Source organism: Microbispora sp. GKU 823, from assembly GCF_002027145.1.
GTDB classification, from domain to species: Bacteria; Actinomycetota; Actinomycetes; order Streptosporangiales; family Streptosporangiaceae; genus Microbispora; species Microbispora siamensis.
Genome location: NZ_MWJN01000051.1, coordinates 14,164 through 30,054, shown reverse-complemented (window position 1 = coordinate 30,054; position 15,891 = coordinate 14,164). Strand labels below are relative to the sequence as shown.

Annotated in this window: 12 protein-coding genes and 2 pseudogenes; 12 read left to right on the top strand and 2 right to left on the bottom strand. The window is 72.5% G+C overall.

Going from position 1 to position 15,891, the window contains the following annotated elements:
- Window positions 1-35 precede the first annotated feature (35 nt).
- Complete coding sequence (locus B1L11_RS25165; RefSeq protein WP_079316766.1) at window positions 36-1,694, top strand: glycosyl hydrolase family 18 protein; 1,659 nt, start codon at window positions 36-38, stop codon at window positions 1,692-1,694.
- Between the two features lie 115 nt (window positions 1,695-1,809).
- Entirely contained in the window at window positions 1,810-3,501 is a 1,692-nt protein-coding gene (locus tag B1L11_RS25160; RefSeq protein WP_079316765.1) for a S49 family peptidase, read from the top strand.
- Here the strand turns inward: B1L11_RS25160 and B1L11_RS25155 are convergent.
- On the bottom strand, window positions 3,494-3,973 hold the full coding sequence (locus B1L11_RS25155) for a flavin reductase family protein (protein WP_204047236.1): 480 nt from the start codon (window positions 3,971-3,973) through the stop codon (window positions 3,494-3,496). The two genes, B1L11_RS25160 and B1L11_RS25155, sit on opposite strands and share 8 nt — an antisense overlap.
- A 162-nt stretch (window positions 3,974-4,135) precedes the next feature.
- On the opposite strand from B1L11_RS25155, the gene B1L11_RS25150 reads away from it, so the two are divergent.
- Window positions 4,136-5,410 carry a phytase gene (locus B1L11_RS25150; RefSeq protein ID WP_079316764.1) on the top strand — a complete coding sequence of 425 codons (1,275 nt, stop codon included), beginning with the start codon at window positions 4,136-4,138 and terminating at the stop codon, window positions 5,408-5,410.
- A gap of 64 nt (window positions 5,411-5,474) precedes the next feature.
- Here B1L11_RS25150 and B1L11_RS25145 read toward each other — a convergent pair whose 3' ends face one another.
- Window positions 5,475-6,647: an ABC transporter substrate-binding protein gene (locus B1L11_RS25145; RefSeq protein ID WP_079316763.1), complete on the bottom strand. Its 1,173-nt coding sequence runs from the start codon at window positions 6,645-6,647 to the stop codon at window positions 5,475-5,477.
- Window positions 6,648-6,848: 201 nt separating this feature from the next.
- Between B1L11_RS25145 and B1L11_RS25140 the strand changes: the two are divergent.
- The 9 genes and pseudogenes from B1L11_RS25140 (at window position 6,849) to B1L11_RS25100 (ending at window position 15,755) form a co-directional block, all read left to right on the top strand.
- Window positions 6,849-7,591, top strand: a pseudogene (locus tag B1L11_RS25140) (GntR family transcriptional regulator).
- Window positions 7,592-7,700: 109 nt separating this feature from the next.
- Complete coding sequence (locus B1L11_RS25135) at window positions 7,701-8,672, top strand: Gfo/Idh/MocA family oxidoreductase (protein WP_079316762.1); 972 nt, start codon at window positions 7,701-7,703, stop codon at window positions 8,670-8,672.
- A 22-nt stretch (window positions 8,673-8,694) separates the two neighbouring features.
- A complete protein-coding gene (locus tag B1L11_RS54150; RefSeq protein ID WP_306291709.1) occupies window positions 8,695-9,519 on the top strand; it encodes a sugar phosphate isomerase/epimerase in 825 nt (274 codons plus the stop codon).
- Between the two features lie 47 nt (window positions 9,520-9,566).
- Window positions 9,567-10,466: pseudogene (iolC, locus tag B1L11_RS25125) on the top strand (5-dehydro-2-deoxygluconokinase); the annotation flags it as partial.
- Between the two features lie 104 nt (window positions 10,467-10,570).
- Entirely contained in the window at window positions 10,571-11,446 is an 876-nt protein-coding gene (locus tag B1L11_RS25120; protein WP_079316761.1) for a deoxyribose-phosphate aldolase, read from the top strand.
- Window positions 11,443-12,255, top strand: a complete 813-nt coding sequence (iolB, locus tag B1L11_RS25115) for a 5-deoxy-glucuronate isomerase (RefSeq protein WP_079316760.1) — start codon at window positions 11,443-11,445, stop codon at window positions 12,253-12,255. Before B1L11_RS25120 ends, iolB begins: the two co-directional genes overlap by 4 nt.
- Complete coding sequence (gene iolD, locus B1L11_RS25110; RefSeq protein ID WP_079316759.1) at window positions 12,252-14,114, top strand: 3D-(3,5/4)-trihydroxycyclohexane-1,2-dione acylhydrolase (decyclizing); 1,863 nt, start codon at window positions 12,252-12,254, stop codon at window positions 14,112-14,114. Before iolB ends, iolD begins: the two co-directional genes overlap by 4 nt.
- A 162-nt stretch (window positions 14,115-14,276) precedes the next feature.
- A complete protein-coding gene (locus B1L11_RS25105; protein ID WP_079316758.1) occupies window positions 14,277-15,095 on the top strand; it encodes an inorganic phosphate transporter in 819 nt (272 codons plus the stop codon).
- Window positions 15,096-15,179: 84 nt separating this feature from the next.
- Window positions 15,180-15,755, top strand: coding sequence for a DUF47 domain-containing protein (locus B1L11_RS25100; protein ID WP_143737520.1), 576 nt, complete (start codon window positions 15,180-15,182; stop codon window positions 15,753-15,755).
- Window positions 15,756-15,891: the final 136 nt, after the last annotated feature.

Genomic DNA, 15,891 nt, shown 5'->3' with positions numbered 1-15,891 from the left:
TTCCTGTCCTTTACCCCCCAAGAGCAGGAGCTCCGTTGCGAAAGATCCTCCTGGGGTCCGTGATCGCGGGCGCCGCGTTACTCGCGCCGATCGCGCTCGGGACCGCCACCGCCGCCACCCCCGCCACCGCCACGTACGCCGTCGACTCCGACTGGGGCTCCGGCTTCCAGGGCAAGTTCACCGTGAAGGCCGGGTCGGACGCCCTGCCGAGCTGGACCGTCGAGATCGACATGCCCTCGGGCGCGACGATCAGCTCGGCCTGGGACGCCACCATGACCAAGAGCGGCAACCACTACACGTTCAAGAACCCCTCCTGGAGCGGCGGCCTCGCGGCGGGCGCCTCGGCGAGCTTCGGCTTCGTCGGCGCGCCCGGCGGCTCGACCCCGCTGAACTGCACCCTGAACGGCGCGCCCTGCACCGGCGGGCCGACCGCCTCCCCCTCGGCCAGCCCGAGCAAGAGCCCGAGCCCCAGCCCGTCCGCCTCGCCCTCGGCCTCGCCCTCGGCCTCGCCGTCCGCGTCGCCGTCCGCGTCGCCGTCGCCCTCGGCGAGCCCGAGCTCGCCCCCGCCGCCCGGCGGCAAGAAGGTGATGGGCTACTTCACCGACTGGGGCGTCTACGGCCGGCAGTACTTCGTGAAGAACATCGTGAGCAGCGGCTCGGCCGCCAAGCTCACCCACATCAACTACGCCTTCGGCAACGTGACCAACGGCCAGTGCGCGATCGGCGACTCCTACGCCGACTACGACATGGCCTACACGACGGCCAACAGTGTGGACGGCAAGGCGGACACCTGGGACAACCCCAACGCGTTGCGCGGCGCGTTCAACCAGCTGCGCAAGCTCAAGGCGATGTACCCGAACATCAAGATCCTCTACTCCTTCGGCGGCTGGACCTGGTCGGGCGGCTTCGGGCAGGCGGCGGCCAACCCCACCGCGTTCGCGAACTCCTGCTACAACCTGGTCGAGGACCCGCGCTGGGCGGACGTGTTCGACGGCATCGACATCGACTGGGAGTACCCGAACGCCTGCGGCCTCAGCTGTGACAGCAGCGGCCCGGCGGCGTTCAAGAACCTGATGGCCGCGCTGCGCGCCAAGTTCGGCAAGGACTACCTGATCACCGCGGCGATCACCGCCGACGGCAACTCCGGCGGCAAGATGGACCTCGCCGACTACGGCGGCGCGGCGCAGTACGTCGACTGGTACAACGTCATGACCTACGACTTCTTCGGCGCCTGGGACGCCAAGGGCCCGACGGCTCCGCACTCGCCGCTCACGTCCTACTCCGGCATCCCGGTGGCGGGCTTCTACACCGACAACGCGGTGCAGAAGCTGAAGAGCCTGGGCGTGCCGTCGAACAAGATCCTGCTCGGCATCGGCTTCTACGGCCGCGGCTGGACCGGCGTCACCCAGGACGCCCCCGGCGGCACCGCCACCGGCGCCGCGCCCGGCACGTACGAGGCGGGCATCGAGGACTACAAGGTCCTCAAGACCAGCTGCCCGGCCACCGGCACGGTCGCCGGCACCGCCTACGCCAAGTGCGGCTCGAACTGGTGGAGCTACGACACCCCCGCCACGATCGGCGGCAAGATGACCTACGCCAAGAACCAGGGTCTCGGCGGGGCCTTCTTCTGGGAGTTCAGCGGCGACACCTCCAACGGTGAGCTGATCACTGCGATGTCCAACGGACTCAAGTGACGCCGTCCAACGGCCTGAAGTAACCGCTTCGCGCCGGCCAGGGCCCCCGTGCGTCTCGCACGGGGGCCCTGATCATCCGGCCATCCTGGCGAAACCTTCGCTTATGGTGGCATTTATGGACGCGACGAGGACGATCGTAGAAACGGTCGGCAAGCTGCGGCAGCGCCGCACCGCGCCGCTCGTGCTGGAACTGGACCTGACCGAGGGGCTGTCGGAAGGCCCGCCCGCCGACCCCGTCACCGCCCTGCTGTCCATGCGCAAGACGCGCCTCACCGAGGTGCTGTCGGGCCTGCGCCGCGCCCGCAAGGACCCTCGTGTCACCGCGCTGATCGTCAAGATCGGCGGCAACCCCCTCGGCCTCGGCATGGTGCAGGAGCTGCGCACGGCCGTGGTCAAGCTGCGCGCCGCGGGCAAGCGGACCGTCGCGTTCGCCGAGACGTTCGGCGAGTTCGGCGCCGGCACCGTCCCCTACTACCTGGCCAGCGCCTTCGAACGGGTCTACCTCCAGCCCTCCGGCGACGTGGGCCTGACCGGGGTGGCGCTGGAGCAGCGGTTCCTGCGCGACGCGCTCGCCAAGGCCGGGGTGGAGTATCAGATCGGCCAGCGGCACGAGTACAAGACCGCCGCCAACACCTTCACCCAGAACCACATGACCGACGCCCACCGCGAGTCGGCCGGGCGCATCGCCGAGTCGGTCACCGAGCAGATCGTCGCCGGCATCGCCGAGGCCCGCGGCCTCGCCCCGGAGCGGGTGCGCGAGCTGATCGACCAGGGCCCGTTCATCGGGTCGGAGGCCGTCGAGGCCGGGCTCGTCGACGGGCTGAAGTATCGCGACGAGGTCTACGCGGAGACCGTCGAGGACGGCGCGCACCTGCTCTACGTGTCGCGGTACGCCAAGAGCGCGCTGGCCGACAGGCTCCCCCGCCCCGGAGCGGACACGGTCGCCCTGGTGCACGGCAACGGCATGATCCGCCTCGGGCGCAGCGGCCGTTCCCCGCTGGGCGGCGGGGGCGCGATGGGCTCCGACACCATCTGCGCCGCCCTGCGCTCGGCCCGGCGGGACGAGAAGGTCAAGGCCATCGTGTTCCGCGTGGACAGCCCCGGCGGGTCGTACGTCGCCTCCGACGCGATCTGGCGGGAGGTCGTGCTGGCGCGCCGGGCGGGCAAGCCGGTCATCGTGTCGATGGGCGACCTGGCGGCCTCGGGCGGCTACTTCGTGTCGATGGCCGCCGACGTGATCGTGGCCCAGCCGGGCACGCTGACCGGCTCGATCGGCGTGTTCGGCGGCAAGCCCGTCGTCGGCGAGCTGCTCGGCAAGCTCGGCGTGGTGACCGAGTCGGTCGCCGAGGGCGCCAACGCCGGGATGTTCTCGCCGTCCACCGCGTTCTCCGACGCCCAGTGGGAGCGGGTGAACGCCTGGCTCGACCGCATCTACGACGACTTCGTGGGGAAGGTGGCACAGGGCCGCGGCCTCACCAAGGAGCGGGCGCACGAGCTGGCCAGGGGCCGCGTGTGGACCGGCGCAGACGCCAGGGCGGCCGGTCTCGCCGACGAGCTCGGCGGCCTGGAGGACGCCCTCGCCCTGGCCCGCCGCCGGGCCGGGCTGGCCGGCGACGCCCCCGTACGGACCTATCCCCGCATGCACCCGCTGGAGCGGCTGCGCCCGCCGGAGTCCAGCGAGGACAAGTCGGCCGCGCTCGCCCGGGTGCGCCTGGAGGCGTGGGGGCCGCTGGCGCGGATGGCCGGGCAGCTCGGCCTCCCCGCGTACGGCCCGCTCGTGCTGCCGGGCTGGTGGACGATCAGATGACCGGACGGTAGCGGGAGCGCAGCCGTACGAGCGGGGCCTTCGACGCGTCGACGTAGTCGACGCCGAGGACCTCCCCGATGAACAGCGTGTGATCGCCGGCCGGGACGACCTGCGTCGTCTCGGCCTCGATCGCCGCCACCCCGCGCTCCACGACCAGCGCCTCGCTGTGCGCGCCGCGATGATGGGCGACCCCGGCCAGCAGGAGCCGGGCGCCCGGCCGTCCGGCCGTGGCGAACCTGGAGGCGACCGTCTGCTGGCCGTCCGCGAGGACGCTCGCGGCCCACCGGTCCCTGCGCAGTAGCACCTCGGCGAGGTATCCGGCCGAGTCGAGGCTGATCAGCACGAGCGGCGGGTCGAGCGACACCGACATCAGGGTCGCGACCGTCGTGCCCAGGTCGTCGCGGTCGTCCTTGACCGTCACCACCGCCACGCCCGCGGCCACCTGCCCCATGGCCTCGGTGAACAGTCCCACGTCCGCGCTCCTTCCCCTCCGGTGTGCGACTGTGCCATCGAGGGTCCAGGACGCGCAACCGAAGTTCTGGTGAATATGTCATGACATAAGGATGACCTATTGCATTGGTGTTAATTGGTCATTACGGTCGAGGCGACATCATCCCCCAACCGAGGAGGCGCGATGCGTCCCCTGTCCGGGCTGTTCCTTGCCACCCTGACGATCTCCCTGATAGGCGGGGCGGCGGTCCCCGCGTCGAGCAGCGGAGTCGCCACCGTGTACCCGCAGGTGGAGACCCCCGCCCTGTACGACGACGAGGCCGGCGGCAACGCCAACGGCGACGACCCCGCCATCTGGGTGGACCCCCACGACTCGGACGACAGCGTGGTGATCGGCACCGCCAAGCAGGCCGGGCTCTTCGTCTACGACCTCGACGGGCGGGAGGTCCAGCACCTGCCCGCGCCCGCCGCGCCGGGCCCCGACGACGAGGTCGGCAGGTTCAACAACGTCGACGTGGCCTACGGTTTCGACGGCAGGGACCTCGCGGTGGTCTCCGACCGGGGCCGCGACCAGCTCAGGATCTACGCCATCTCCCACGGCCGGCTCACGGACGTGACCGACCCGGCCGCGCCGTTCGTCTTCAACTCCACACAGGAGCAGGTCAACGACAAGGAGACGGCGTACGGCCTGGCCACCTGGACGGACTCCACCGGGACGTACGCGCTGGTCAGCCGGCGGCACCGGACCTCGGTGGGGCTGGTGAAGCTGCTGCCCAAGCCGGGCGGGAAGGTCGGCTACCAGCTCGTCAGGACGCTCGACCTGCCCGCGTCGTTCGCCCTGCCCAACGGCCAGACCTGGGCCCCGTGCGACGAGCCCGGAGTGCAGCCGCAGGTCGAGGGCATGGTCGTGGACCAGGAGAAGGACGTGCTCTACGCCGCCCAGGAGGACGTCGGCATCTGGCGGATCCGGGCCGACCTCACCGGCACGCCGGTGCTGGTGGACAAGACCAAGGAGTTCGGCGTGCCCGGCACGTACGACGCCGAGGCCGACGAGTGCACGCCGGGCGCCGACCCCGGTTACGGCGGCAAGCACCTGGCGGCGGACGCCGAGGGCCTGACGATCTACTACCGCGAGGACGGCAAGGGCTACCTGCTGGCCTCCAGCCAGGGCGACAGCACCTTCGCCGTCTACCGCAGGGAGGGGTCCAACGCCTACCTCGGCCAGTTCCGCGTGGGCGAGAAGAACGGCCGCGACGGCGTCGAGCACAGCGACGGCTCGACCGTGCTGAACGTCCCGCTGGGCGACTTCGACGAGGGCCTGTTCGTCGCGCACGACGGGGAGAACACCCCCGCCGAGCCCGACCGGGAGATCACGAACTTCAAGTTCACGAAGTGGGACGACATCGCGGACAAGCTCGGCCTCGACGTGGACACCGACGGCTGGGACCCGCGCGACTGACGCGGACAGAGCGGACGCATCAGAAGGCCCCCGGGGGTTCCCGGGGGCCGTTCCGTTCACCGGGTCAGCCGTGGTTGACGCGCCAGAAGTCCGAGACCGTCTGCCGGTTGCGCAGGTCGCCGAGCAGCCCCGCGGGGTCGGTGTGGAAGAGCTGGCCCTTCCAGTCGCTCAGGCCGGCCGGGGTGACCAGCGGCTTCACCGTGCTGTTGCCGGAGACGCCGCCCTCGCCGATCTCGTGCTTCACGCCCTCCTCGGTCATGATGAAGTGGACGTACAGCTTGGCCGCGTTGGGGTGCTTGCTCTTGGCGGCGATCGCGACGTACTTGGGGTAGCTGAAGCCCACGAACGGTGCCATCCCCTCGCAGGTCGCCTGCGCGTATCCCTTGTCCTCGTTGTTGCGGAACTTCGAGATCGACATGAAGCCGATCTTCTTGTCGGTGGCGTTCGGCGCGCCCACCGCCGCCGAGATGTCCTCGTCGGAGCCGGTCAGCACGGGCTTGTTGGCCGAGATCCGCTTGACCCACTCGTAGGCCGCGCTCTTCTCCTGGGTCTGCAGCGGCTTGCCGTACTTCGCCTGGTATGCCTGCTCCAGTGCCTGGTTGCCGTGCGCGTCGAGCTGGGTGAAGAACGACAGCACGGTGGGCTTGCCGAGCGGGTCCTGCATGACGAGCTTGCCCGCCCATTCCGGCTCGGTCAGGTCCCACACGTTCTTGATCGGGCATCCGCCGGGCGAGAGCTTGGTGTTGTACGCGAAGACCGTGGCCTTCGACAGCGCGAGCAGCGGGTTCCGGTTCTCGGCCGGGATCTGGTCCTTCAGGTCGGCGGGCACCCACGTCCGGGCGACGCCCTGCGGGATGAGCTGGCCGACCAGCACCCCGCCGTCCTCGTACATGGCCGCGTCGATGGTGACGTTGCCGGCCGCGTGCTCCCTCGTCATCTTCTCGGCGGTCTGCGGGGTGTCGGACTTCACCCCCTCCATGGGGATGCCGTACTTGGCGGTGAAGGCCTTGGCCACCTCTTCGATGTCGCCGCTGGAGTCGTAGACGAGCAGGCCGCCCTCCTTCTTCGCGGCGGCGACCAGCGCGTCCAGGTCGAGGGACGCGTCGATCGAGGGGCCGGGCAGCGGCTGCTCTGCGCTCGTCGCGGAGGACGGCGCGTCCGGGCCAGTGGAGGGCGCGCAGGCGGCGACGGCGAGCGCGAGCAGTGCCAGGGGAACGATCTTCCGGGTACGCCTCAAGGTGGCGTCACTCCTCTTGCCTCTCGGGGGTCGTCGGGCGCCGCCCAGAGCCCCGATCCGGCGCCGCGGTGTGCTCCACGATGAACGTCACGTGAATAGTTTGTCAAGACATAATGACCGCAGTTGCGAACTGGACATCTCTCGTTAATCGGGCCACGGCGGCATTGGTCAAGACATTCTGATGTCAGCTACCGTCGAGTCGTGACAGTCACCAGATTGGACATCGACCTCGACAGGTCGAGCCCCGTGCCCCTCTACTTCCAGGTGGCCGAGCGGATCACGGAGGCCATCCAGGCCGGCAAGCTGCCCCCCGGCTCCCGGCTGGACAACGAGATCCAGCTCGCCGAGCAACTCGGCCTCTCCCGCCCCACCATCCGCCAGGCGATCCAGTTCCTCGTGGACAAGGGCCTGGTCGTCCGCAAACGCGCGTCGGCACCCAGGTCGTGCACGGCCAGGTGAAGCGCGCGGTCGAGCTCACCAGCCTGTACGACGACCTCCGCAGGGCCGGGCAGGAGCCGGAGACCCGGGTGCTGTCCCTGGACACCGTACCGGCCGAGGAGGAGGTCGCCGCGGCCCTCGGCGTCGAACCGGGCACGGAGGTGCTGCGGCTGGAGCGGATCAGGTTCGCCATGGGAGAGCCGCTCGCCCTGCTGCACAACTGGCTGCCGGTCGGGCTGGCCCCGCTGACGGCCGAGTCGCTGATGGAGCGCGGGCTCTACGAGATGCTCCGCCAGACCGGCATCCGGATGCGGGTGGCGCACCAGCGCATCGGCGCCCGCGCCGCCACTCCGGCGGAGGCCCGGTTGCTGGAGGAGCGGCGCGGCTGCCCGCTGCTCACGATGGTCCGCACGACCTACGACGACCAGGGCCGGGCGGTCGAGCACGGCTCGCACGTGTACCGGGCCTCGCACTATTCCCTCGAGGTCACCCTCGTCGAGCGCTGAGTCACGCTTTTCTCATCGGGATGATAGTTCATCCGAATGTCAGGACAAACTCTTGACCTTTACCTTCCGCTCATCTAGAACTGGAGGCCCCTGGACGAGGAGCTGACACATGCGTGTGGGTTTGCTGGGCCTTGGCCGCATAGGCGTGTTCCATGCCGCCACCCTTGCCGGTCTCGCGGACGAGCTGGTGGTCTCCGACGTGGACCGCAGCCGGGCGGAGGAGGTGGCGGCACGCTTCTCCGCGACGGTCGGCGACCCCTTCGAGGCGGACGCGGTGGTGATCGCGACCCCGACGTCCACCCACGCGGAGGCGCTCGAACACGCCTGTGAGCTGGGCGTCCCGGCGTTCTGCGAGAAGCCGGCGGCGCCCACGGTGGAGGAGACGCTGCGGGTCGCCGAGACCGTCGAGCGCACCGGCGCCGTCGTGCACATCGGCTTCCAGCGCCGCTTCGACGCGGGCTACCTGGCCGCCCGCGACGCGCTGCGCTCCGGCGATCTGGGTGTGCTGCACCGCGTCCACCTGATGACCGCCGATCCCGCGCCTCCGCCCGCCGGCTACATCCCGTTGTCCGGCGGCATCTTCCGCGACTGCCACATCCACGACTTCGACATCCTGCGCTGGGTCACCGGGCGCGAGGTGGACACGGTCTACGCGACCGGCGCCAACCGCGGCGAGCAGTACTTCGCCGAGGCGGGCGACGTGGACACCAGCGCCGCGATCCTGACGATGGACGACGGCACGCTGGCCACCCTGCAGGGCTCGCGTTACAACGGCGCGGGCTACGACGTGCGGATGGAGCTGGCCGGCACCCGCGGCGCCTGGGCGGCGGGGCTCGGCGGGCGCACCCCGCTGCGCTCGGCCGAGGGCTTCGCGCCGGACGGCGACCCCTGGCCGGACTTCCAGGCCAGGTTCGAGGAGGCGTACGTCGCGGAGATGACCGCCTTCCTGGAGGCGGCGCGGGGCGAGCGGGAGAGCCCCTGCACGGTCCGCGACGCCCTGGCCGCGCTGTACGTGGCCGAGGCGGCGGACCTGTCCCGCCGGACCGACCGTCCCGTCCGCGTGGTGGAGGTGACCAAGTGAGGATCGCCGCCGCCCCCATCTCCTGGGGGGTCTGCGAGGTGCCCGGCTGGGGCCACCAGCTCGCCCCGAAGCGCGTGCTGGCCGAGATGGCCGCACTCGGGCTGACCGCCACCGAGCTGGGCCCCGACGGATTCCTGCCGCCGGAGCCGGACCGCCGCGCCGCCCTGCTCGACGGCTACGGCCTGCGCGCGATCGGCGGCTTCGTCCCGGTCGTCCTGCACGACCCGGCGCACGACCCACTGCCCGCCCTGCGGGACACGGTGGCCGCCTTGGAGGCGGACGCGGTGGTCGTGCTGGCCGCCGCGACCGGGGTGGACGGCTACGACGGACGCCCGCCCTGGACGACGAGGGCTGGCGGACGCTCCTGTCCAACCTCGACCGGATCGACCGGGAGATCTCCCACCTGGTCACCCTGCACCCCCACGTGGGCACCATGGTCGAGACCGGCGAGGAGGTGGAGCGGGTCCTGGAGGGCGCGGCCGTCTCCCTCTGCCTGGACACCGGGCACATGCTGGCCGGCGGGGCCGACCCGCTGGACGTCGTCAGGAAGGCCCCCGAACGGATCGCCCACGCGCACCTCAAGGACGTCGACGCCGGCCTCGCCGGGCGGGTCAGGGCGGGCGAGCTCACCTACACCGACGCGGTGCGGGCCGGGATGTACCGGCCGCTCGGCCGCGGCGACGTGGACGTGGCGGGCATCGTCTCCGGTCTGACGGCCGCCGGGTACACCGGCTGGTATGTCATGGAGCAGGACGTGATCCTCACGTCGGCCGACGCCGATCCCGTGGAGAACGTGCGCGCGAGCCTGGCCTACCTCACGGGCCTGGCCTCCCCGGAGGACGCGTGACCGGCACTGAGGCAGACACCGCGGCGGCCGCGCCGGAGGTGCTGACCATGGGGCGGGTCGGGGTCGACCTCTACCCACTGGAGGTCGGGGTCTCCCTGCGGCAGGTGACGACCTTCGGCAAATACCTGGGCGGCAGCCCGACCAACGTGGCCGTGGCCGCCGCCCGCCTGGGCCGCCGCGCCGCCGTGATCACCCGCACCGGCGCCGACCCGTTCGGGCGGTTCGTGCACGACGCGCTGCGCGAGTACGGCGTGGACGACCGCTACGTCACCGCGGTGCCCGGCCTGCCGACCCCCGTGACGTTCTGCGAGATCCGGCCGCCCGAGGACTTCCCGCTGTTCTTCTACCGCTGGCCGAAGGCGCCCGACCTGGAGATCCTCCCCGACGAGCTCGACCTGGCCGCCGTCACCGGCACCGCGCTGCTGTGGACGACCGTGACGGGCCTGTCGGACGAGCCGTCGCGCGGCGCGCACCTGACGGCGCTGAAGGCCCGGGGACGCGCCCCGCACACCGTGCTCGACCTCGACTACCGGCCGATGTTCTGGCCCGACCCGCGTACGGCCCGGCGGCACGTGCGCGAGGCGCTCGAACACGTGACGGTCGCGGTCGGCAACCTCGACGAGGCCGAGGTGGCCACCGGCCTGCGCGATCCCGAGGCGGCCGGCCGGGCCCTGCTCGACGCCGGGGCTCGAACTCGCGATCATCACGACAGGGATCGGGCCGGGGTGCTGGGCATGACGGCCGGCGAGACGGCGGTGGTGCCGCCCGTCGACGTCGAGGTCGTCAACGGGCTGGGCGCCGGGGACGCCTTCGGCGGAGCGCTGTGCCACGCGCTGCTCGCGGGCTGGCCCCTGGAGCGGACGCTGCGCTTCGCCAACGCCGCGGGCGCGATCGTCGCCGGCCGGCTGGCCTGCGCTCCGGCGATGCCGGCCCTCGGCGAGATCGAGACCGTCGTGACACGGGGTTCCGCGCGGGGGCTGCCCCCGGAGCCGGGGAACGTCATCCAGGGGGACGTCCCTCATGGACGAGCAGGAAGGGGGGGACGCCGGGCATGCGTGAGGAGGACTACCGCCGCCTGCTGGACGACCGGGCCTGGCACCCGGAGCGGGTGGCCCAGGCGGCCGCGGTCCGCAGGCGCCGTCCGCTGCTGAGCGGGCGCGGCCGGCTGCTGATCATCGCGGCCGACCATCCGGCCCGGGGCGCGCTCGGCGTGGCCGGGCGCCCGATGGCGATGGAGAGCAGGATCAGCCTGCTCGACCGGCTGACGACCGCCCTGGCCCGGCCCGGCGTGGACGGGCTGCTCGCCACTCCCGACATCGTGGAGGACCTGCTGCTGCTCGGCGCCCTCGACGACAAGATCGTGATCGGCTCGATGAACCGGGGTGGCGTCCAGGGCGCGGCGTTCGAGTTCGACGACCGCTTCACCGCCTACGACGCCGACTCGCTCGCGGCGATGGGCTTCGACGGCGGAAAGATGCTCTGCCGGATCGGGCTGGAGGACCACGCGACCGCCGCCACGCTGGCGAGCTGCGGGCAGGCCGTCACCCAGCTCGCGCGGCACAGGCTGATGGCGATGATCGAGCCGTTCTGGTCCCATCGTGTCGGGGGCGTGGTGCGGCACGACCTGTCGCCCGAGGCGATGATCCGCGCCATCAGCGTGGGCCAGGGGCTGGGGGCGACCTCCGCCCACACCTGGCTCAAGCTCCCGGTGACCGAGGACATGGAACGCGTCCTGGAGGCCACGACGCTGCCCGTGCTGCTGCTCGGCGGCGAGCCCGGTTCCGACGAGATCTGGGACTCCTGGAGCAAGGCCCTGCGCCTGCCGGGCGTGCGCGGCCTGGTCGCCGGCCGGGCGCTGCTCTATCCACCGGACGACGACGTCGCGGCGGCCGTGGACGCCGCGGTCAACCTGCTGGAGACCACATGACCTACATTCCCCACGGCACGGCCGCCTCCGGCCCCTGGGACGTCGAGATCACTCCCGAGGCCGCGGGCTGGACGTACGCCGGGCTGCGGGTCGTGGACCTGGCGGACCGGCCGGTGGAGCTGTCCACCGGCGAGGAGGAGATGCTCGTCCTGCCGCTGTCGGGGGCGTGCGACGTCGTCGCCGACGGCCTGAGGTTCTCGCTGACCGGACGCCTCTCGGTGTTCTCCGGGCCGACCGACTTCGCGTACCTGCCGATCGACGCCCGGGTCACGATCACCGGCAGGGGCAGGGTCGCGCTCCCGGCCGCCCGGGCCACCCGCCGCTTCCCGATCAGATATGGCCCGGCGGACGCCGTGCCGGTGGAGATCAGGGGCGCGGGGCAGGCGACCCGGCAGGTCAACAACTTCTGCTCCCCGGAGGCGTTCGACTGCGACAAGCTGGTGGCGGTCGAGGTGATCACGCCGGGCGGCAACTGGTCGTCGTATCCGCCGCACAAGCACGACACGCCGTCGGAGCACGAGGCGGTGCTCGAGGAGATCTACTACTTCGAGGGCGGCCCCGGCTACCAGCGGGTGTACGGCACCCACGAGACGCTGGCCGAGGTGTCGGCGGGCGACGTGGTGCTCGTCCCGCACGGCTACCACGGCCCTTCGATGGCCGCGCCCGGCTACGACCTCTACTACCTGAACGTCCTGGCCGGCCCGGCGGACAAGCGGTCCATGGCCTTCTCCGACGATCCGAGGCACGCGTGGATCCGCGACTCGTGGGCCGATCAGCCCGTCGATCCCCGGCTCGGAGGTGCGTCATGAGGAACACGACGAGGCTCACGGTGGCGCAGGCGCTGGTGCGGTTCCTCGCGCAGCAGTGGACCGAGCGCGACGGCGTGGAGCACCGGCTGATCGCCGGGTGCGTGGGCATCTTCGGGCACGGCAACGTCGCGGGCATCGGCCAGGCCCTGGCCGAGCAGGGCGCGGGCACCCACGACCCGCTGCCCTACTACCTGGCCCGCAACGAGCAGGCGATGGTGCACACGGCCGTCGGCTACGCCCGGCAGTCCGACCGGCTGTCCACGCTCGCCTGCACCAGCTCGATCGGGCCGGGCGCGACCAACATGGTCACCGGGGCCGCGCTGGCCACGATCAACCGGCTGCCGGTGCTGCTGCTGCCCGGCGACCTGTTCGCCACCCGGGTCGCCTCGCCGGTGCTGCAGGAGCTGGAGGACCCCCGGTCGTACGACGTCAGCGTCAACGACTGCCTCAAGCCCGTCAGCCGCTTCTGGGACCGGGTCAACCGGCCCGAGCAGCTTCCGGCGGCGCTGCTGGGGGCCATGCGGGTGCTCACCGACCCGGCCGAGACCGGCGCGGTGACGCTGGCGCTGCCGCAGGACGTGCAGGCCGAGGCGTACGACTGGCCCGAGGAGCTGTTCGCGCGCAGGGTCTGGCACGTGGCCCGGCCGGTGCCCGAACCCGCCGCCCTGGCCAGGGCCGCCGAGTTGCTGCGCGGCTCGCGCCGCCCGCTGATCCTCGCCGGGGGCGGGGTCAGGTACAGCGGCGCCTGCGCCGAGCTGGCCCGTTTCGCCGGACGTCACGGCGTGCCGGTGGCCGAGACCCAGGCGGGCAAGGGCGCGGTGCCGTACGACCATCCGTGCGCGGTGGGCGCGATCGGGCACACCGGGACCCGTGCCGCCGACACCCTGGCCCGCGAGGCCGACCTGGTCATCGGGATCGGCACCCGCTACAGCGACTTCACCACCGCCTCGCGGACGCTGTTCCGGCAGGCCAGGTTCCTCAACGTCAACGTGGCGGCGTTCGACGCGGCCAAGCACGCGGCCGAGACGCTCGTCGCCGACGCCCGCGAGGCCCTGAAGGCGCTGGACACGGCTTTCGACGACGTGGACTGGCGGGCCGACCCCGGCTGGACGAGCCGGGCGGCCGAGCTCGCCGCCGCGTGGCAGGCCGAGACCGACCGGTTCTACGGCGGGACCGAGCTGACCCAGCCGGTCGTGCTCGGTGTCCTCAACGAGGTCGCCGCGGGCGGGGTGGTGGTGAACGCGGCCGGGTCGATGCCGGGCGACCTGCACCGCCTCTGGCGGGCCTCCGACCCGGGGCAGTACCACGTCGAGTACGGCTACTCCTGCATGGGCTACGAGATCGCCGGAGGGCTGGGGGTGAAGCTCGCCGCCCCGGAGCGCGAGGTGTTCGTGCTCGTCGGCGACGGGTCCTACCTGATGATGGCCCAGGAGATCGCCACCGCCGTGCAGGAGGGCGTCAAGCTCGTCATCGTCCTGGTGGACAACCAGGGCTTCGCCTCGATCGGCGCACTGAGCGAGTCGGTCGGCGCGCTCCGGCTCGGCACCGCCTACCGCAGGCGCGGCCCGGACGGCCGGCTCGACGGGGAGCGGCTGCCGGTGGACCTCGCCGCCAACGCGGCCAGCCTCGGCGCCGACGTGCTGACGGCGACCGATCCGCAGACCCTGCGGGCCGCGCTCGCCAAGGCCGTCGCGTCCCCCCGCACGACCGTGGTCTACGTCGAGACGGTCCCCGGCCCCGCGCCGGGCGCCGAGGCGTGGTGGGACGTGCCGGTGGCCGAGGTGTCCGGGCTCGCCGAGGCGCGCGCCGCGCGCGAGCGCTACGACGAGGCCAAGCGTGACCAGCGGCCCTACCTCTGATGGGGTGGACGCTCGCGTTCGCCGCGGCGGCGGTGCTCTTCACGGTGATCAGCGGGGCGAACGACGGGGCGACCCTGATCGGGCTCGGGCTGCGCTTCCCCCCGCTCCCCGGGCTGGACGGCCGCCGCCCTGCTCACCGCGACCCTGTTCGCCGGGCCGTACGTGCTGGGCGTCACGGTCGCGCGGACGTTCACCGAACGCCTGGCGGGGCTGGACACCGGTCAGGGGGCGGCGGCCTTCCTCACCGGAGTGGTGGTCGCCGTGACGGTGGTCGCGATCCTGACCGGCCGCGGCCTGCCCACGAGCCTCACACTCGCCGTGATCGGCGGCATCACCGGCGCCGGGCTCGGCGCGGGGCTGCCGGTGTCGTGGCGGGGGGTGGCCGACCGTCCTCGCGGTCGGGGCCGGGGCGCCCCTGGCCGGGCTGGCCCTCGGCTACCTGCTCGGGACGCGTCCCGCCGGGTGCCGTCCTACCAGCGGATGCCCCGGCTCGTGGGGGCCGCCCACCTGCTGGCGTACGCGGCCCAGTGCCTCGCGTACGCGGTGAACGACGGCCAGAAGATGATCGCGGTCGCGAGCGTGGCGATCGGCGTGGGCCGTGGCGGGCTCGGCCGGGTGGGCCCGGTCGACGTGCCGCCGGTGTGGATGGCCGTCCTCGCGGCGCTCTTCCTCGCCGGGGCGCTGGCGGGTCTCCCCCGGGTCGGCGCCCGGCTCGGCCGCGGCCTGGTCATCACCCGGCCGCTGCACGTCGTCTCGGCGGAGACGGCGGCCACCGGCGCCGTGCTCGGCAGTTCGGCCCTCGGCAGCCCGGTGAGCATGACCCAGTCCATCACGGCCGGCGTGGTCGGCGTGGCGGCAAGCGAAGGAGCCAGGAGGGTGCGATGGCAGGCAGTGGTGAACATGGGAACGGCGTGGCTGGTCACGCTGCCGTCGTCGCTGGCGCTGGGCTGCCTCGCGGGGCTGGCCCTCAGGCTGCTGTGACCGGCGCGCGCGGGCGTGCCCGCCGGTTCGCGCGGGCCTGGGACGACCTGGCGGGGGCGGTCGGCACGGCGGGTGGTCGGACCCGTGGTCCGGGGCAGATCGGCGGTCGTGCGGGACGGGGCGGGGCTCGCCCGCGCCACCGCCACCGGCGCAACGGACCGGTCGGCCGCGCGGGCCCGGATGGCCGAGGTGGAGCACGAGGGGGACGCGGCGCGGGCCGAGCTCGTGGAGACCCTGCGCCGGGTGCTCGCCACGCCGATCGACAGGGAGGACCTGTTCCGGCTCTCCCGGTCCATCGACGACGTCCTCGACCACCTGCGCGACTACGTACGCGAGACCGACCTGTTCGGGCCGGAGGACCTCGGCTTCGCGGTCGAGCCGCTGCAGGCGGTGATCGACGGCCTGGCCGAGCTGGACGCGGCCGTGCTGAAGATGCTCGACGACCCCGGCTCGGTGACCGTCGCCGTGCTCGCCACCCGCAAGTGCTGCAACCGCCTGCGGCAGCTCTGCCAGGCCAGGCTCGCCGAGCTGTTCAGCGGCCCGCTGCGGATGGAGACGCTGCGCGAGCGCGAGTTGCTGGCCCGCCTCGACGCGGTGGGCCGGCGACTCGGCGAGGCCGCGGACGCGCTCGCCGACGCCATGCTCAAACGCAGCCACTGAGCGGCGTCCCACCAGGCGGAAACCCCGCTCCGCCGCGCCCAGAGACCCGACGGCCCGATCCCCGCCCCTTCCCGACATCCCGGCAACGCTGAAAGCGGGGCCCCGCACCCCGGCGGTCCCCGACCTCGAAGGAAGT

Bases quoted from the DNA above. Each gene is read 5' to 3' on its own strand.
- B1L11_RS25160 (WP_079316765.1), top strand. From the start codon at position 1,810: ATGGACGCGACGAGGACGATCGTAGAAACGGTCGGCAAGCTGCGGCAG.
- B1L11_RS25150 (WP_079316764.1), top strand. From the start codon at position 4,136: ATGCGTCCCCTGTCCGGGCTGTTCCTTGCCACCCTGACGATCTCCCTG.
- B1L11_RS25135 (WP_079316762.1), top strand. From the start codon at position 7,701: ATGCGTGTGGGTTTGCTGGGCCTTGGCCGCATAGGCGTGTTCCATGCC.
- B1L11_RS25120 (WP_079316761.1), top strand. From the start codon at position 10,571: ATGCGTGAGGAGGACTACCGCCGCCTGCTGGACGACCGGGCCTGGCAC.
- iolB (WP_079316760.1), top strand. From the start codon at position 11,443: ATGACCTACATTCCCCACGGCACGGCCGCCTCCGGCCCCTGGGACGTC.
- iolD (WP_079316759.1), top strand. From the start codon at position 12,252: ATGAGGAACACGACGAGGCTCACGGTGGCGCAGGCGCTGGTGCGGTTC.